This is a genomic window from Cupriavidus basilensis (genome assembly GCF_000876015.1).
Taxonomy (GTDB): Bacteria; Pseudomonadota; Gammaproteobacteria; order Burkholderiales; family Burkholderiaceae; genus Cupriavidus; species Cupriavidus basilensis_B.
Genome location: NZ_BBQM01000010.1, coordinates 47,567 through 63,857 on the forward strand (window position 1 = coordinate 47,567; position 16,291 = coordinate 63,857).

At 70.1% G+C, this 16,291-nt stretch carries 10 protein-coding genes; 6 read left to right on the plus strand and 4 right to left on the minus strand.

What is annotated here, in order from left to right:
• Positions 1 to 149 precede the first annotated feature (149 nt).
• From dcd to KF708C_RS06010, 3 genes are all read left to right on the plus strand, one after another.
• On the plus strand, positions 150 to 716 hold the full coding sequence (dcd, locus tag KF708C_RS06000; RefSeq protein ID WP_020204344.1) for a dCTP deaminase: 567 nt from the start codon (positions 150 to 152) through the stop codon (positions 714 to 716).
• A 154-nt stretch (positions 717 to 870) separates the two neighbouring features.
• Positions 871 to 3,144 carry an arginine/lysine/ornithine decarboxylase gene (locus tag KF708C_RS06005; RefSeq protein WP_020204345.1) on the plus strand — a complete coding sequence of 758 codons (2,274 nt, stop codon included), beginning with the start codon at positions 871 to 873 and terminating at the stop codon, positions 3,142 to 3,144.
• A gap of 166 nt (positions 3,145 to 3,310) precedes the next feature.
• On the plus strand, positions 3,311 to 4,291 hold the full coding sequence (locus KF708C_RS06010) for a quinone oxidoreductase family protein (RefSeq protein ID WP_059411098.1): 981 nt from the start codon (positions 3,311 to 3,313) through the stop codon (positions 4,289 to 4,291).
• A 178-nt stretch (positions 4,292 to 4,469) separates the two neighbouring features.
• Here the strand turns inward: KF708C_RS06010 and KF708C_RS06015 are convergent, their stop codons facing one another.
• The 4 genes from KF708C_RS06015 to ppc all read right to left on the minus strand — a co-directional run bounded on the left by KF708C_RS06015 (position 4,470) and on the right by ppc (position 11,793).
• Positions 4,470 to 6,206: a TRAP transporter large permease gene (locus tag KF708C_RS06015; RefSeq protein WP_029043885.1), complete on the minus strand. Its 1,737-nt coding sequence runs from the start codon at positions 6,204 to 6,206 to the stop codon at positions 4,470 to 4,472.
• Positions 6,206 to 6,748, minus strand: coding sequence for a TRAP transporter small permease subunit (locus tag KF708C_RS06020; protein WP_029043886.1), 543 nt, complete (start codon positions 6,746 to 6,748; stop codon positions 6,206 to 6,208). The genes KF708C_RS06015 and KF708C_RS06020 overlap by 1 nt, the downstream gene beginning before the upstream one ends.
• 204 nt (positions 6,749 to 6,952) lie before the next feature.
• Positions 6,953 to 8,362: an argininosuccinate lyase gene (gene argH / locus KF708C_RS06025; protein WP_029043887.1), complete on the minus strand. Its 1,410-nt coding sequence runs from the start codon at positions 8,360 to 8,362 to the stop codon at positions 6,953 to 6,955.
• A 353-nt stretch (positions 8,363 to 8,715) separates the two neighbouring features.
• Positions 8,716 to 11,793, minus strand: a complete 3,078-nt coding sequence (ppc, locus tag KF708C_RS06030; RefSeq protein WP_020206180.1) for a phosphoenolpyruvate carboxylase — start codon at positions 11,791 to 11,793, stop codon at positions 8,716 to 8,718.
• A gap of 71 nt (positions 11,794 to 11,864) precedes the next feature.
• Here ppc and hemC point away from each other — a divergent pair, with 71 nt between their 5' ends.
• The 3 genes from hemC to KF708C_RS06045 are packed head-to-tail and all read left to right on the plus strand — an operon-like array spanning position 11,865 to position 16,271.
• Positions 11,865 to 12,866, plus strand: coding sequence for a hydroxymethylbilane synthase (hemC, locus tag KF708C_RS06035; RefSeq protein WP_059411100.1), 1,002 nt, complete (start codon positions 11,865 to 11,867; stop codon positions 12,864 to 12,866).
• A 9-nt stretch (positions 12,867 to 12,875) separates the two neighbouring features.
• A complete protein-coding gene (hemDX, locus tag KF708C_RS06040) occupies positions 12,876 to 15,077 on the plus strand; it encodes a fused uroporphyrinogen-III synthase HemD/membrane protein HemX (RefSeq protein ID WP_059411102.1) in 2,202 nt (733 codons plus the stop codon).
• A gap of 3 nt (positions 15,078 to 15,080) precedes the next feature.
• Positions 15,081 to 16,271: a heme biosynthesis protein HemY gene (locus KF708C_RS06045; RefSeq protein ID WP_059411104.1), complete on the plus strand. Its 1,191-nt coding sequence runs from the start codon at positions 15,081 to 15,083 to the stop codon at positions 16,269 to 16,271.
• Positions 16,272 to 16,291: the final 20 nt, after the last annotated feature.

A 16,291-nucleotide genomic window follows, 5' to 3' on the forward strand; every position in this document is an offset into this window, starting at 1 on the left:
TCCGATTGGTTGTACAATGCGGGCCATCGCGAGGCCCCGGCAGGTCCGGCGTGCCGTGAGCAAATGCGAGCAGCGTTCCCGGCTGCCCGGCGCGGCAACGCCGCCGGCCGCGCCCGAGCCTGCCCGCATTTGTTCATCCCGGTACCCATATGAGCATCAAATCCGACAAGTGGATCCGCCGCATGGCGGAGCAGCACGCCATGATCGAGCCGTTCGAGCCCGGCCAGGTACGGGAGTCCGACGGCCGCAAGATCGTTTCCTACGGCACCTCGAGCTACGGCTACGACATCCGCTGCGCCGACGAATTCAAGATCTTCACCAACATCAACAGCACCATCGTCGATCCCAAGAACTTCGACGAGAAGTCCTTCGTCGACTTCAAGGGCGACGTCTGCATCATCCCGCCCAACTCGTTCGCGCTGGCGCGCACGATGGAGTATTTCCGCATCCCGCGCAGCGTGCTGACCATCTGCCTGGGCAAGAGCACCTACGCGCGCTGCGGCATCATCGTCAACGTGACCCCGTTCGAGCCGGAATGGGAAGGCTATGTCACGCTGGAGTTCTCCAACACCACGCCGCTGCCCGCCAAGATCTACGCCGGCGAGGGCTGCGCCCAGGTGCTGTTCTTCGAAAGCGACGAGATCTGCGAGACTTCCTATGCCGACCGCGGCGGGAAGTACCAGGGCCAGCACGGTGTCACACTGCCGAAGACCTGATCGCTTTACAATGCGCGCGTCGCGGCATGCGCCGGCTCCCGAGTGAGCGCCGGCGGGCCGCGCGCCAAGCCCGAACGTCGAGCCACATGCCGCCCAGGGGAGAGCGTCCCCGGGCCATGTGGCTCAAGTCCTTCCTGCCGTCCAAGGATGCCCTATGAAATTCCGCTTTCCCGTCATCATCATCGATGAAGACTTCCGCTCCGAGAACATTTCCGGCTCGGGCATCCGTGCGCTAGCGCAGGCCATCGAGCAGGAAGGCATGGAGGTCATGGGCCTGACCAGCTACGGTGACCTGACCTCGTTCGCGCAGCAGTCCAGCCGGGCTTCGTCGTTCATCGTGTCGATCGACGACGACGAATTCGTCAGCGAGGACGACCGCCCCGAAGCCGCCGCCATCGAGAAGCTGCGCGCCTTCGTCAACGAAGTGCGCCGCCGCAACACCGACCTGCCGATCTTCCTGTACGGCGAGACCCGCACCTCGCGCCATATCCCCAACGACATCCTGCGCGAGCTGCACGGCTTCATCCATATGTTCGAGGACACGCCGGAGTTCGTGGCGCGCCACATCATCCGCGAGGCGCGGGTCTACCTGGATTCGCTGGCGCCGCCGTTCTTCAAGGCGCTGATCGCCTACGCGCAGGACAGCTCGTACTCGTGGCACTGCCCGGGCCACTCGGGCGGCGTGGCGTTCCTCAAGAGCCCGGTCGGCCAGGTGTTCCACCAGTTCTTCGGCGAGAACATGCTGCGCGCCGACGTCTGCAACGCGGTGGACGAGCTCGGCCAGCTGCTCGACCACACCGGCCCGGTGGCGGCCTCGGAGCGCAATGCCGCGCGCATCTTCAACTCCGACCACATGTACTTCGTCACCAACGGCACCTCCACCTCGAACAAGATGGTGTGGCATGCCAACGTGGCGCCGGGCGACATCGTGGTGGTGGACCGCAACTGCCACAAGTCGATCCTGCACGCGATCATGATGACCGGCGCGATCCCGGTGTTCCTGATGCCCACGCGCAACCACTACGGCATCATCGGCCCGATCCCGAAGAGCGAGTTCGACCCCGAGACCATCCGCCGCAAGATCGCCGCGCACCCGTTCGCCAGCCTGGCGAAGAACCAGAAGCCGCGCATCCTGACCATCACCCAGGGCACCTACGACGGCGTGCTGTACAACGCCGAGCAGATCAAGGAAATGCTGGCGACCGAGATCGACACGCTGCATTTCGACGAAGCCTGGCTGCCGCACGCGGCGTTCCACGAGTTCTACCGCGACATGCACGCGATCGGCCGCGACCGCCCGCGCAGCAAGGACGCGCTGGTGTTCGCCACGCAGTCCACGCACAAGCTGCTGGCCGGCCTGTCGCAGGCCTCGCAGATCCTCGTGCAGGACTCCGAGACGCGCAAGCTGGACCGCTACCGCTTCAACGAGGCGTACCTGATGCACACCTCGACCAGCCCGCAGTACTCGATCATCGCCTCGTGCGACGTGGCCGCGGCGATGATGGAAGCGCCGGGCGGCACCGCGCTGGTGGAGGAAAGCATCCAGGAAGCGATCGACTTCCGCCGCGCCATGCGCAAGGTCGAGGGCGACTACGAAGCCGGCAACAACGGCGACTGGTGGTTCAAGGTGTGGGGCCCCGACGCGCTGGTCGAGGACGGCATCGGCGACCGCGAGGAATGGATGCTCAAGTCCAACGAGCGCTGGCACGGCTTCGGCGACCTCGCCGACGGCTTCAACCTGCTCGATCCGATCAAGGCCACCATCATCACCCCGGGCCTGGACGTGGACGGCGAGTTCAGCGAGCGCGGCATCCCGGCGGCCATCGTCACCAAGTACCTGGCCGAGCACGGCATCATCATCGAGAAGACCGGGCTGTACTCGTTCTTCATCATGTTCACCATCGGCATCACCAAGGGCCGCTGGAACTCGCTGGTGACCGAGCTGCAGCAGTTCAAGGACGACTACGACCAGAACCAGCCGCTGTGGCGCGTGCTGCCCGAGTTCGTGGCCAAGCACCCGCAGTACGAGCGCATGGGCCTGCGCGACCTGTGCGACGCCATCCACAGCGTCTACAAGGCCAACGACGTGGCGCGCGTGACCACCGAGATGTATCTGTCGGACATGGAGCCGGCGATGAAGCCGTCCGACGCCTGGGCCATGATGGCCCACCGCGAGATCGAGCGCGTGGCCGTGGACGAGCTCGAAGGCCGCGTCACCGCCATCCTGCTCACGCCGTACCCGCCGGGCATCCCGCTGCTGATCCCGGGCGAGCGCTTCAATCACATCATCGTGCAGTACCTGAAGTTCGCGCGCGACTTCAACAAGCTGTTCCCCGGCTTCGAGACCGACATCCACGGCCTGGTGGAGGAAGAGACCGACGGCGGCGGCAGGGCGTATTTCGTCGACTGCGTGAAGCAGGTTCGCTGAGGCTGGGCGGCAGCAGGAGCCTCCCCGGCATCCCAAGGGCCTCGCGCGAGCGAGGCCCTTTCCATTGGCAATCCGCCCGCCGGCAAGCCGCGCGGGAATGCGCTAGAGTGGCGCCTGAATCGCCGCGGCCCGGCGGCATGTGGAAATCCCATCGGACGGAGTGAGCATGGCTTCAGCGCGTAGAGTGGAATTGACTGAGTTCGGCGGCGTCGAGGTGATGCGGCTGGTGACGGCCGACCTGCCGGCGCCGGCGGCGGGCGAGGTGCAGTTGCGCCAGACCGCCGTCGGCTTCAACTACATCGACGTGTACCAGCGCGCGGGCAAGTATCCGCTGCCCAACCCGACCGGCCTCGGCCACGAGGCCGCCGGCGTGATCGAGGCGGTGGGCGAGGGCGTGTCGGACCTGCGCGCGGGCGACCGCGTGGTCTACATGAACGCCGGCATCGGCGCCTACGCCGGGCGCCGCAACGTCGCCGCCGACAAGGTAGTGAAACTGCCCGACGGCATCGACGACGTGGCCGCCGCGGCGGTCTTCTTCAAGGCCATGACCGCGCAGTACCTGGTGAAGAAGACCCATCGCGTGCAGCCCGGCGACATCGTGGTCGTGCATGCCGCCGCCGGCGGCGTGGGCCAGATCCTCGCCAGCTGGGCCAAGGCGCTCGGCGCCACGGTGATCGGCACGGCCGGCTCGCCGGCCAAGTGCGAGGTCGCGCGGGCGGCCGGCTGCGACGCCGCCATCGACTATTCGCAGGCGGACTGGGTGCGGCAGGTGATCGACGCCACCGGCGGGCGCAAGGCGCGCGTGGTCTACGACTCGGTCGGCCAGCACACCTTCATGGGCTCGCTCGACTGCACCGCGCCGTTCGGGCTGGTGGCGCTGTACGGCGCGGCATCGGGCCCGGTCGCGGCGTTCGAGCCGGAGCTGCTCAACAAGAAGGGCTGCCTGTTCCTGACGCGGCCCTCGGTGTTCCCGCACAACGCCGACACCCAGACCTTCCGCGCCAACGCGGCGGACGTGTTCCAGGCCATCGAACAGGGCGCGATCCGCGCCACCATCGGCGCGCGCTATCCGCTGGAGCAGGTCGCCGAGGCGCACCGCGCGGCCGAGGCGCGCGCCACCACCGGCGCGATCGTGCTGCTGCCCTGAGCGGCCGGGCGCGGCGGGTAAAGAAAAAGGTCCCGCGTGCGGGACCTTCGGATTGCCGGCAAAGCCAGCATGCCGCCTGTGTTCTCCCCTCGCCCATTTCATGGGAGAGGGGAGCAAACCTCCGACAGCCTGAAAGCCGCGCCGCGCGGCCCTTGTCCGCGCAGGACACCCATCCCGCTCACTTCTTCTTGTCGAACTCGAACTGCGGCGCGGCCGGCTCGTCCTGCGCCGGGGCCGAGGGCAGCTCGAGCGTGCCGGCGCCGCCGGCCGCGCCCGAGGGCGGCGCCGAGGCTCCGCCGCTGTCGCCGCCGAGCGGGATCGACACCTCCGCCGCGTTGCTATGGTGCAGCGAGCCCTTGTCGAGGAACATCGTGACCATGCCCGGCCAGAACATCACCATCACCACCATGATGAGCTGCAGGCCGACCCAGGGCAGCGCGCCCCAGTAGATGTCCGCGCTTTTCACTTCCTTGGGGGCGATGCCGCGCAGGTAGAACAGCGCGAAGCCGAACGGCGGGTGCATGAACGAGGTCTGCATGTTCACGCACAGCATCACGCCGAACCACACCAGCGCCGCGGTGGCGGCCGCCTCCGGGTTGCCGCCCATCGAGTCGGCCACCACCGGCGCCAGCACCTTGACCGCGACCGGGGCCAGCATCGGCACCACGATGAAGGCGATCTCGAAGAAGTCGAGGAAGAACGCCAGGAAGAAGATGAACAGGTTGACCACCAGCAGGAAGCCGATCCAGCCGCCCGGCAGCGAGGTGAACATGTGCTCCACCCACGCGCCGCCGTCCACGCCCTGGAACACCACCGAGAAGCAGGTCGAGCCGATCAGGATGAACACCACCATCGCCGTGATGCGCGCGGTGGACTGGTAGGCGTCGACGATCAGCACGCGCAGGTCGGTCAGCTGCCCGGCGCGCAGCAGCAGCCAGGCGATGACGAGGTAGACCACCGCCAGCGGAATGCGGAACAGGTGCGAGCCGAAGGCGAAGAAGCCAGCCACGATGGCGATGCCGGTGGCGGCGATGGCGGTGCGGTAGAGCGCGCGGTCGAGCTTGCCGAAGCCGGGGTTGCGCAGCACCGCCAGCACCAGCGCGCCGACCGCGCCCATCGCGCCGGACTCGGTGGGCGTGGCGATGCCCAGCATGATGGTGCCTAGCACCAGGAAGATCAGCACCGCGCACGGCACGATGCCGCGCAGGCACTTGCGCCACAGCGCCCAGCCGCGCAGCGTGCGTTCTTCCGCCGGCACCGGCGGCAGCCAGTCCGGCTTGATGCGCGCGAGCACGAAGGTGTAGAGCGCGAACAGCGCGATCTGCACCACCGACGGGCCCCACGCGCCCAGGTACATGCTGCCCACGTCGGCGCTGCCCATCGGCGTCTTGAGCTGGTCGGCCAGCACCACCAGCACCAGCGACGGCGGCACCAGCTGCGTGATGGTGCCCGACGCCGCCAGCACCCCGGTGGCGTACTTCATGTTGTAGCGGTAGCGCATCATCACCGGCAGCGAGATCATCGCCATCGCGATCACCTGGGCCGCCACCGTGCCGGTGATGGCGCCGAGGATGAAGCCGACGATGATGACCGAGTAGCCCAGGCCGCCGCGCACAGGGCCGAACAGCTGGCCCATCGAGTCGAGCATGTCCTCGGCCAGCCCGCATTTCTCGAGGATCGCGCCCATGAAGGTGAAGAACGGGATCGCCAGCAGCAGCTCGTTGGCCAGCACGCTGCCGAACACGCGGCTCGGCACCGCCTGCAGGAAGCTGACCGGGAAATAGCCCCACTCGATGGCGAGGAAGCCGAACGCGAGGCCGACCGCCGACAGCGAGAATGCGACCGGGAAGCCGATCAGCATGAATACCACCAGGCCGCCGAACATGAGCGGCGGCATATATTCCAACGGAATCATCATTGCACCGGCCTCTCGTATTTCGATTCGATGCGCACCAGCCCCTTGAGGGCGGCAATGCGCTTGATCAGTTCGGACACGCCTTGCAGGCCGAGCAGGGCGAAGCCGAGCGGCACCACCAGCTTGATCGGGTAGCGCGGCAGGCCGCCGGAGTTGCCGGATTGCTCGAGGATGCGCCACGAGGGCAGGAACAGGGATTCCCACGACAGCCACGCGAACAGCGCGCACGAAGGCAGCAGGAAGACGACGATGCCGAAGATGTCGATCCAGTGCTGCGCGCGCTCGGACACGTTGCCGTAGATCAGGTCCACGCGCACGTGCTCGTTGCGCTGGAACGTGTACGACGCGCCGAACATCACGGCAATGGCGAACATGTACCACTGCAGTTCGAGCGGCCAGTTGTCGCTGAGGTTGAAGCCGTAACGCAGCAGGGCGTTGCCCGCGCTGATCAGGCACGACAGCAGGATCATGATGTTTGCAAGCCTGCCCGTGTGCTGATTCAACCTGTCGATCTGCCGTGACAGACCAAGCAAGTAGTACATGGGTTGTCTCCCCCTGTTTTTGCGCCGATTAGTTTATCTGTAACAAAATGCATCGGCGCTTGGGGCTAATACCTACCGCATTGCGCAAAGATCGGCGGCGCGAACCGGCGGCACAAATGAAAAAGCCGCCGAGGGCATGCGCCCTGGCGGCTCTTGCGCGATGCGCGGCTTACGTGGAACCTACATCGGCGGACGGCGTTTCGCTCAAAGCGCCGCGCGCGCGGCGGCGATCGCCGCGCGCACCTGCGCCGGCGCGGTGCCGCCGACATGGTCGCGCGCCGCGACCGAGCCTTCCAGCGTCAGCACCGCGTGCACGTCGTCGCCGATCAGCGCGGCCTTGTCGCCCAGGCCGGTGGCCTCGCGCAGCTCGGCCACGGTGAGGTCGGCCAGGTCGCAGCGGCGGTCGTCGCAGGCGCGCACGGCGTGGGCCACGGCTTCGTGCGCGTCGCGGAACGGCAGGCCGCGCTTGACCAGGTAGTCGGCCAGGTCGGTGGCGGTGGCGTAGCCCTGCAGCGCGGCGGCGCGCATGTTGTCGGGCTTGACCGAGATGCCCGGCACCATGTCGGCGAAGATGCGCAGCGTGTCGGCCACGGTGTCGACCGTGTCGAACAGCGGTTCCTTGTCTTCCTGGTTGTCCTTGTTGTACGCCAGCGGCTGGCCCTTCATCAGCGTCAGCAGGCCGACCAGGTGGCCGTTGACGCGGCCGGTCTTGCCGCGCGCCAGCTCGGGCACGTCCGGGTTCTTCTTCTGCGGCATGATCGAGCTGCCGGTGCAGAAGCGGTCGGCGATGTCGATGAAGCCCACGCGCGGGCTCATCCAGATCACCAGTTCCTCGGAGAAGCGCGAGACGTGGGTCATCACCAGCGCCGAGGCGGCGCAGAATTCGATGGCGAAGTCGCGGTCGGACACGGCGTCGAGCGAGTTGCGGCACACGCCGTCGAAGCCAAGCTGCTGCGCCACGAACTCGCGGTCGATCGGGTAGCTGGTGCCGGCCAGCGCGGCGGCGCCCAGCGGCAGGCGGTTGACGCGGCGGCGGCAGTCGGCCATGCGCTCGGCGTCGCGCGTGAACATCTCCACGTAGGCCAGCAGGTGGTGGCCGAAGGTGACCGGCTGCGCCACCTGCAGGTGGGTGAAGCCGGGCAGGATGGTGTCGGCGTTCTTCTCGGCCAGGTCCAGCAGCGCGCCGCGCAGCGCGCCCAGCAGGCCGATGATGGCGTCGATCTCGCTGCGCAGCCACAGGCGGATGTCGGTGGCGACCTGGTCGTTGCGCGAGCGGCCGGTGTGCAGGCGCTTGCCGGCGTCGCCGACCAGCGCGGTCAGGCGCGCCTCGATGTTGAGGTGGACGTCTTCCAGGTCGAGCTTCCACTCGAAGCCGCCGGCCTCGATCTCGGCGCGGATCTGCGCCATGCCGCGCTCGATCTCGGCGCGGTCGGCCTCGGCGATGATTCCCTGCTTGGCCAGCATGGCGGCGTGCGCGAGCGAGCCCTGGATGTCGAACAGCGCCAGGCGCTTGTCGAAGAACACCGAAGCGGTGTAGCGCTTCACCAGGTCGGACATCGGTTCGGAGAAGCGGGCGGACCAGGCTTCGCCTTTCTTGGCAAGTTGGGAGGTCATGGGCGGGTAAGGCTGGGTTGGCTCGCAGGCCGGCGGCGGTACCGCGGCGCGAGCGGGAAAATCGGGGAAACAGCGATTATATCGCTGCCGCCGCCCTCCCAGCCCGGCTTGTGGCTGGCGCCGGCGGCAGGCCGCGCGGACGCCGGCGGCACGCCGGGGCCGGCCGGGCGGGCGCGCCGCGGCGCCGATGGCCGGCGGCGGGTGATGCCGGCGGCACAGGGCCGGCGCGGGCCGGCGCGCGCGAGCCTGCCGGGGCCCGAACGGAAACCCGGGCCGGGCGGACTGGCGCCGCCGCGGCCCCGGCGGGGTCGGCGGGGTCGGCGGAATCGGCGGAACCCGCGGAACCTGCGGGATCAGCCGCTATTGCGCAGCCCCGCCGCCACCCCGTTGATGGTGAGGTGGATGCCGCGCCGCACGCGGATGTCGTCGCCGTCCTTGCCCGAGCGGTAGCGCTTGAGCAGCTCCACCTGCAAGTGGTTGAGCGGGTCGAGGTAGGCGAAGCGGTTCTTGATCGAGCGCGCCAGCAGCGGGTTGTCGGCCAGGCGCTCCTGGCGCCCGGTGATCAGCGCCAGCATGTCGCAGGTCAGGTGCCACTCGGCGCTGATGCGCGCGAACACGGTTTTGCGCAGCGCCGCGTCCTCGCACAGCGCGGCGTAGCGCGAGGCCACCGCGAGGTCGGTCTTGGCCAGCACCATGTCCATGTTGGACAGCAGCGTGGAGAAGAACGGCCACGACTTGACCATGCGCCGCAGCGTGGCCTGCGCCGCCTTGCGCGCCTTGTCGTCGGGCGCCGCGTCCAGCACCGCCCGGACCGCGCTGCCGAAGCCGAACCAGCCCGGCAGCAGCAGCCGGCACTGGCCCCACGAGAAGCCCCACGGAATCGCGCGCAGGTCCTCGATGCGGCGGTGCTTCTTGTCCATCAGCTTGCGCGAGGCCGGGCGCGAGCCGAGGTTCAGGTCGGCGATCTCGGTGATCGGCGTGGTGGCGAAGAAATAGTCCTTGAAGCCCGGCGTGTCGTAGACCAGGTCGCGGTAGGACGCGAAGGCGCGGTCCGAGAGCTGCTGCATCATCGCCTCGAACGCGGCCAGCTCCTTCGGCGCGTTCTGCGTGGGCAGCAGCGACGCTTCCAGCGTGGCGGCGATCACCGTCTCCAGGTTGCGCCGGCCGATCTCGGCGTTGGCGAACTTGCTGTTGATGATCTCGCCCTGCTCGGTCAGGCGGATCTGCCCGTTGACCGTGCCCGGCGGCTGCGACAGGATGGCCTGGTAGGTCGGGCCGCCGCCGCGGCCGACCGTGCCGCCGCGGCCGTGGAACAGGCGCAGCTTGACTTTGCGCTGCTCGAACAATTGCACCAGCGCCAGCTCGGCCTTGTACAGCTCCCAGTTCGAGGTCAGGAAGCCGCCGTCCTTGTTGGAGTCCGAATAGCCCAGCATCACTTCCTGCTCGCCGCCGTGGTGGGCGATCACCGGGGCGAAGCCCGGCAGCTCCAGCAGCGACTGCATGATGCCGGCGGCGTTGCGCAAGTCCTCGATGGTCTCGAACAGCGGGATCACCATCAGCTCCATGCGGGCCGGGTCGGTCTTGCTGCCGAGCGTGCCGCGCAGCATGCCGGCTTCCTTCTGCAGCAGCATCACCTCCACCAGGTCGGACAGCGTCTCGGTGTGCGAGATGATGTAGTTGCGCGCCACGCGCGCGCCGTAGCGGGCGCGCAGCTGGCGCGCGGTGTCCAGGATGGCGAGTTCGCTGCGGGTCTGCTCGGAGTAGGTGTGCCACGGCAGCGTCAGCAGGCGCGGCTGGCGCAGCTCGGCCAGCAGTAGCTCCAGCTTGCGCGCCTCGGGCAGGCCGGCGTAGTCGGCCTCCACGCCGGCGGCGGCGAACAGCTCGGCGATCACGGCTTCGTGCACGTCGGAGACCTGGCGCATGTCGATCGACGCCAGGTGGAAGCCGAACACGGCGATGGCCTTGGCCAGCGCGTCGATGCGCGTGCGCGCCAGTGCCGCGCCGTGGTGGGCGCGCAGCGAGTCGGTCACCACCTGCACGTCGGCGGCGAACGACTGCGCGTCGGCGTAGGGCGCGGCGTCGGCCACCGGGTGGCGCGGCGCGGCCTGGCCGTTGATGGCCAGGCAGGTGGCCGCCAGGCGCGCGTAGATGCCGATCAGCGCGCGGCGGTAGGGCTCGTCGGCGCGATGGTCGGAGTGGTCGGGCGAGATGTCGGCCAGCGCCAGCAGCTCGGGGCTGGCCTCCACCATCAGGCTGGACATCGACAACTCGGCGCCGAGCGCGTGCACCTCGTCCAGGTACCACTCCAGGATCAGCGACGACTGCTTGGTCGCGGCCTGCTCCAGCGTGGCCGCGGTGACGTTGGGGTTGCCGTCGCGGTCGCCGCCGATCCACGAGCCCATCTGGAAGAACGGCGCGAGCTGCGCCGGGCCGGCCGCGGCCGGCGCGCCCTTGTGGCGGCGCGAGGCCGGGAACACCGCGGCGATGTCCTCCTCCAGCTCGCTCATCAGCTGCGGGATGCCGCGCAGGAAGCAGGTGCGGTAGTAGGACAGCGCGTTCTCGATCTCGTCCACCACCATCAGGCGCGTGTTGCGCAGCATGCGGGTCTGCCACAGCGTGGTCACGCGCGCGCGCAGCAGCGCGGTGTTGTGCTCGCGCTCGCGCGCGGTCATGGGCAGGTCGCGCTCGGCCAGCAGGCGCGCGATTTCGCGCTCGGCGTCGAGGATGCTCTTGCGCTGCACCTCGGTCGGGTGGGCGGTGAGCACCGGCACGATCAGCGCTTCGTCGAAGAACTGGCGCAGGGTCTTGCCCGACACGCCGGCCGCGTCGATGGCCTGCAGCGCGCGCGCCAGGCTGCCCGGCTGCGCCGGCGAGCCGGCCAGCGCGTGCACGCGGCGGCGGCGGTTGTGGTGCTGGTCCTCGGCGATGTTGGCCAGGTGCGAGAAATAGCTGAACGCGCGCACCACCCAGTTGGTCTGGTCGCGCGACAGGCGCTTGAGCAGGCGGTCCAGCTCGGCGCCGGCGGCGCGGTCGTTCTCGCGGCGAAAGCGCACCGCCATCTGGCGGATGGTCTCGACCAGCTCGAAGGCGGCCTCGCCTTCCTGCTCGCGCACGCAGTCGCCCAGCAGGCGGCCCAGGAAGCGGATGTCCTCGCGCAGCGGCACGTCCTTGTCGCTGGCGCGGCGGGCCGGCGCCGGCGCGGCGGTGGCGTTCGCGGCACTGGCGGCCTTGGTGGGCTTGATGGGCCTGGTGGCCTTGACGGGCTTGGCGGCGTCGGCGGATCGCGGGAGCCGGGCCGGTCTGGCGCCGGCGGCGGGCGGGGCGGGGGGGCTTGCGGGAACCGTGGCCAGGGCCAGGGCGGCATCGGGGGCGTCGGCCCGGCTGGCGGCGGTCTGGCGCCGGCCGGCAGGGCGCGCGGCTTGCTGCGTCATGCAATCTCCTGTTGTCTCGTCTCTCTTATTCGTCGCCTGGAGCGGCTTGGGGTGCGTGCTAACATGCGCGGATGCAAGCATCCGTTCCCCAGTCTTCCTCCGGCGCCGCGCCGCGCAAGCTTGTCATCGCCTCCCGCGAAAGCCGTCTGGCGATGTGGCAGGCCGAGCATGTGCGTGCTGCGTTGCAACAATACTATCCCGCGTGCGATGTGTCCATCCTGGGCATGACGACCCGCGGAGACCAGATTCTAGACCGCACGCTGTCGAAAGTCGGCGGCAAGGGGCTCTTCGTCAAGGAGCTGGAGATCGCGATGGCCGACGGCCGCGCCGATCTCGCCGTGCACTCGCTCAAGGATGTGCCGATGGAGCTACCCGCCGGGTTTGCGCTGGCCGCCATCATGGAGCGCGAGGACCCGCACGACGCGCTGGTGTCGGCGCGCTTCGGCTCGCTCGACGAGATGCCCGCCGGCACCGTGGTGGGCACCTCCAGCCTGCGCCGCGAGGCCGCGCTGCGCGCGCGCTACCCGCACCTGGAGATCCGCCCGCTGCGCGGCAACCTCGACACGCGCCTGGCCAAGCTCGACCGCGGCGACTACGCCGCCATCATCCTGGCCGCCGCCGGGCTCAAGCGTCTCGGGCTGGCCGGCCGCATCCGCGCCGTGCTCGATCCGGTCAGCTCGCTGCCGGCCGCGGGCCAGGGCGCGCTGGGCATCGAGATTCCCGCCGGCCGCCCCGAGCTGGCCGCCTGGCTTGCCCCGCTCAACCACGCGCCCAGCGCGCTGGCCGTGACCGCCGAGCGCGCCGTGTCGCGCCTGCTGGGCGGCTCCTGCCAGGTGCCGCTGGCCGCCCACGCGCGCTGGGACGGCGCGCAGCTGCGCATCGACGCCTTCGTGGCGCTGCCCGACGGCAGCCGCAGCGTGCGCGCCAGCGCCGCGGCGCTGGTCGCGGGCGACGACGCGGTGGCCCGCGCCGAGGCGCTCGGCAGCGCCGTCGCCCGCGACCTGCTCGACCAGGGCGCCGCCGGCATCCTGGCCGCGCTGGCGGATCCGGCTTCGCCGCAAGCTCCCGCCTGAGGCCGGCCCATGCCCCGCCCGACCGTCGTTGTGACACGACCCGCCGGGCAGTCCCGGCAACTGACCGAGGCGCTCTCGGCAGCCGGCCTGGACGTGCTCGGCTTTCCCCTGCTGGCGATCGGCCCCGCCGCCGACGAAGGCCCGCTGCGCGCCGCGCTGGCGCAACTGGCGGACTTCGCGCTGGTGGTCTTCGTCAGCCCCAATGCCGTGGCCTTCGCGCTCGACGCGCTGGCCCAGGTGCAGGACAAGCCCGCGCCGCGCTGGCCCGAGGCCGTGCCGCTCGCGGTGGTCGGCCCGGCCAGCGTGGCCGCGCTGGCCGAACGCGGCATCGCCGCGCCCGCCTGCCGCGTGATCGCGCCGGCGGGCAGCCATGCGCATGAGGCGGACGGCGCCGGCCTGGCCGACAACGGCGACGGCGCCGACAACGAAAACGGCAATGGCAATGGCAACGACAGCAGCAACGGCAACGACGGCGGCGACACCCGCTTCGACTCCGAAGCCCTGTGGCAGCAGATCGACAGCCAGCTCGGCGCGGCGGCGCTGGCCGGGCGCCAGGTCCTGATCGTGCGCGGCAACGGCGGGCGCGACTGGCTGGCCGAGCGCCTGCGCGGCGCCGGCGCCGAGGTGCGCGCCGTCGAGGCCTACCGGCGCTCGGTGCCCGCGCCCGGCAGCATGCAGTGGCAGGCCGTGCGCGACGGGCTCAAGCCGGGCGCGCCGCCGCAGGCGTGGCTGCTGACCAGTTCCGAGGCCGTGCGCAATCTCGACGGCATGGCCCGCGAAGCGCTCAGCCCGCAGGAGCTGGCGGGCCTGCGCCAGGTGCAGTGCATCGCGCCGCATGCGAGAATCGCCGAGCAGGCCGCCGCGCTGGGCTTCGCGCACGTGCTGCGCGCCGCGCCGGGCGACGAAGGCCTGCTCGCCGCGTGCCGCCAGTGGGCCCAGGCCCACGCCGGCCCGCCCGCGCCGATGCCGGCGCCGGCATCGGCACCGTCCGCCGTGGCAACGGTGGCGCCGCCGCCGCCGGCCTTGCCGGACAACGCTTCCTCCGCCATATCGTCAACAACGCCAACGAAGGCCGATCGCGTGACGCAAGAACATACCGCTACCGCTCCTCCCGCCACCAGCCCGCCGCCCGCGGCGCCGCCCGCCCGCGGCGCGGCGCGCGTCAGTCCGTGGTGGCTGCTGCTGGTCCTGCTGATCCTCGCCATCGGCGGCGGCTTCTGGTGGCTGCAGAACCGCGTCGAGCACCTCACGCAGGAACTGGCGCGGCGCCAGCAGAGCAACGACGCGCTGGTGCAGGAAACGCGCGTGCTGTCGCGCAACGCGCAGGACACGGTCAAGGAGCTGCAGGCCAAGGTCGGCGCGCTCGACGGCCAGCTCGGCGAGGCGCGCGACAAGCAGTCCGCGCTCGAGCAGGTCTACCAGGACCTGATGCGCAACCGCGACGACTGGGAAATCGCCGAGATCCAGCAACTGCTGACCAACGCCGGCCAGCAGCTCCAGCTGACCGGCAACGTGCAGGTGGCGCTGGCCGCGCTGCAAAGTGCCGACACCCGCCTGGCGCGCACCGACAAGCCGCAGTACAACCTGCTGCGCCGGGCCATCGCGCGCGATGTCGCGCGCATGAAGGCGGTGCCGGACACCGACCTGACCGGCGCCGCCATCAAGCTCGACGAAGCCATCAACCAGGTCGACACGCTGCCGCTGCTGTCGAGCGAGCGCATGCTCGAGCGCAGCGAGGCCGACGCGCGCAAGGCGGAGGCGACCACCAGGGCCGAGGCGAAGCCCGACAAGGGCAATACGAAGAACGTGGCGCGCAGCGCCGCCGCGCCGTCGGTGGGCAACGCCGTGGCCGGCTGGTTCGGCGGCCTGTGGGACAGCGTGCGCGACGAGCTGACGCAGGTCATCCGCATCCGCCGCGTGGACGACGCCCAGGCGCTGCTGCTGACCGGCGACCAGGGCTGGTTCCTGCGCGAGAACGTCAAGCTGCGCCTGCTCAACGCGCGGCTGGCGCTGCTGTCGCGCAACGAGCCGGTGTTCCGCAACGACCTCGCCGCCGCGCAGGCCATGATCGGCCGCTATTTCGACACCAAGTCGCGCCGCGTGCAGGCCGCGCTGACGCTGCTCAAGCAGGCCCAGGCCGGCGCGGTGTCGGTGCAGCTGCCGACGATGGCGGAAAGCCTCGGCGCGCTGCAGGCGCTCAAGAAGGAGTAGCGCATGCGGCTTCTGTTCTGGGTGGCGATCCTCTTTGGCGGCGCGGTCGGGCTGGCGCTGTTTACGCAATTCAACCAAAGCAACGTGGTGCTGTTCTACCCGCCGTACCGGGTCGAACTCTCGCTCAACCTCGCGCTGGCCCTGCTGCTGCTGGCGTTCTTCGTGGTCTGGACCATCCTCACCACGGTGCGGCACCTGTCGGAGATGCCCGGGCGCGCCGCCGCCTACCGCGAGCGCAGCCGCATGAACCGCGCGCAGGCCGCGCTGCGCGAGTCGATCGAGAACCTGTTCGCCGGCCGCTTCGCGCGCGCCGAGCGCACCGCGCGCGAAGCCCAGGCCTGGCCCGAGCAGGCCCAGACCGCGGCGCTGATCGGCGCGCGCGCCGCGCACCGCATGCAGGAAATGGAGCGGCGCGACGCCTGGATGGCGCAAGTCACCGACCCCGAGCGCGAGCAGGCGCGGCTGGTGTCGATGGCCGAGCTGCTGGTCGACGCGCGCGACGCCGAAGGCGCGCTCGAGACCATCGCGCAACTGCAGTCGCAGGGCGCGCGCCAGATCCACGTGCAGCGCATCGCGCTGCGCGCGCACCAGCACCTGAAGAACTGGTCCGAGGTGCTGCGCCTGGCGCGCTCGCTGGAAAAGCGCAACGCCATCCACCCGGTGCTGGCGCTGCGCCTCAAGCAACTGGCCTGCGAAGCGCTGCTCGAAGAGCGCCGCCACGACGCCGAGGCGCTGCAGGACCTGTGGCGCTCGCTGTCGGCCGACGAGCGCCGCGCCGCGCGCATCGCCGAGCCCGCCGCGCGCTACTTCGCCGCGCTGGGCCGCCAGGACGAGGCGCGCAAGATCGTGGAAGACGCGCTCAAGGTGAACTGGGACAGCCGGCTGGTGCTGCGCTATGCCGAATGCGCCGAGCCGGGCCACGCGCTGCCGCAGATCCAGCAGGCCGAGAAATGGCTGGCGCAGCATCCGGTCGATGCCGACCTGTATTTCGCGCTGGGCATGCTGTGCCTGGGCGAGAAGCTGTGGGGCAAGGCCCAGTCGAGCTTCGAGCGCGCGCTGCGGTACGCCGACGACGAATCGCAGCGCCGGCTGCGCGTGCGCGCGCACCTGGCGCTGGGCCGGCTGTACGAAGAGACCGAGCGGCCCGAGGAAGCGCAGAAGCACTATCGCGAAAGCGCCATGCTGGCGGCGTAGCGAGGTAGCGGCCGCCGCGC

Bases quoted from the DNA above. Each gene is read 5' to 3' on its own strand.
- dcd (WP_020204344.1), top strand. From the start codon at position 150: ATGAGCATCAAATCCGACAAGTGGATCCGCCGCATGGCGGAGCAGCAC.
- KF708C_RS06005 (WP_020204345.1), top strand. From the start codon at position 871: ATGAAATTCCGCTTTCCCGTCATCATCATCGATGAAGACTTCCGCTCC.
- KF708C_RS06010 (WP_059411098.1), top strand. From the start codon at position 3,311: ATGGCTTCAGCGCGTAGAGTGGAATTGACTGAGTTCGGCGGCGTCGAG.
- KF708C_RS06015 (WP_029043885.1), bottom strand. From the start codon at position 6,206: ATGATTCCGTTGGAATATATGCCGCCGCTCATGTTCGGCGGCCTGGTG.
- KF708C_RS06020 (WP_029043886.1), bottom strand. From the start codon at position 6,748: ATGTACTACTTGCTTGGTCTGTCACGGCAGATCGACAGGTTGAATCAG.
- argH (WP_029043887.1), bottom strand. From the start codon at position 8,362: ATGACCTCCCAACTTGCCAAGAAAGGCGAAGCCTGGTCCGCCCGCTTC.
- ppc (WP_020206180.1), bottom strand. From the start codon at position 11,793: ATGACGCAGCAAGCCGCGCGCCCTGCCGGCCGGCGCCAGACCGCCGCC.
- hemC (WP_059411100.1), top strand. From the start codon at position 11,865: ATGCAAGCATCCGTTCCCCAGTCTTCCTCCGGCGCCGCGCCGCGCAAG.
- hemDX (WP_059411102.1), top strand. From the start codon at position 12,876: ATGCCCCGCCCGACCGTCGTTGTGACACGACCCGCCGGGCAGTCCCGG.
- KF708C_RS06045 (WP_059411104.1), top strand. From the start codon at position 15,081: ATGCGGCTTCTGTTCTGGGTGGCGATCCTCTTTGGCGGCGCGGTCGGG.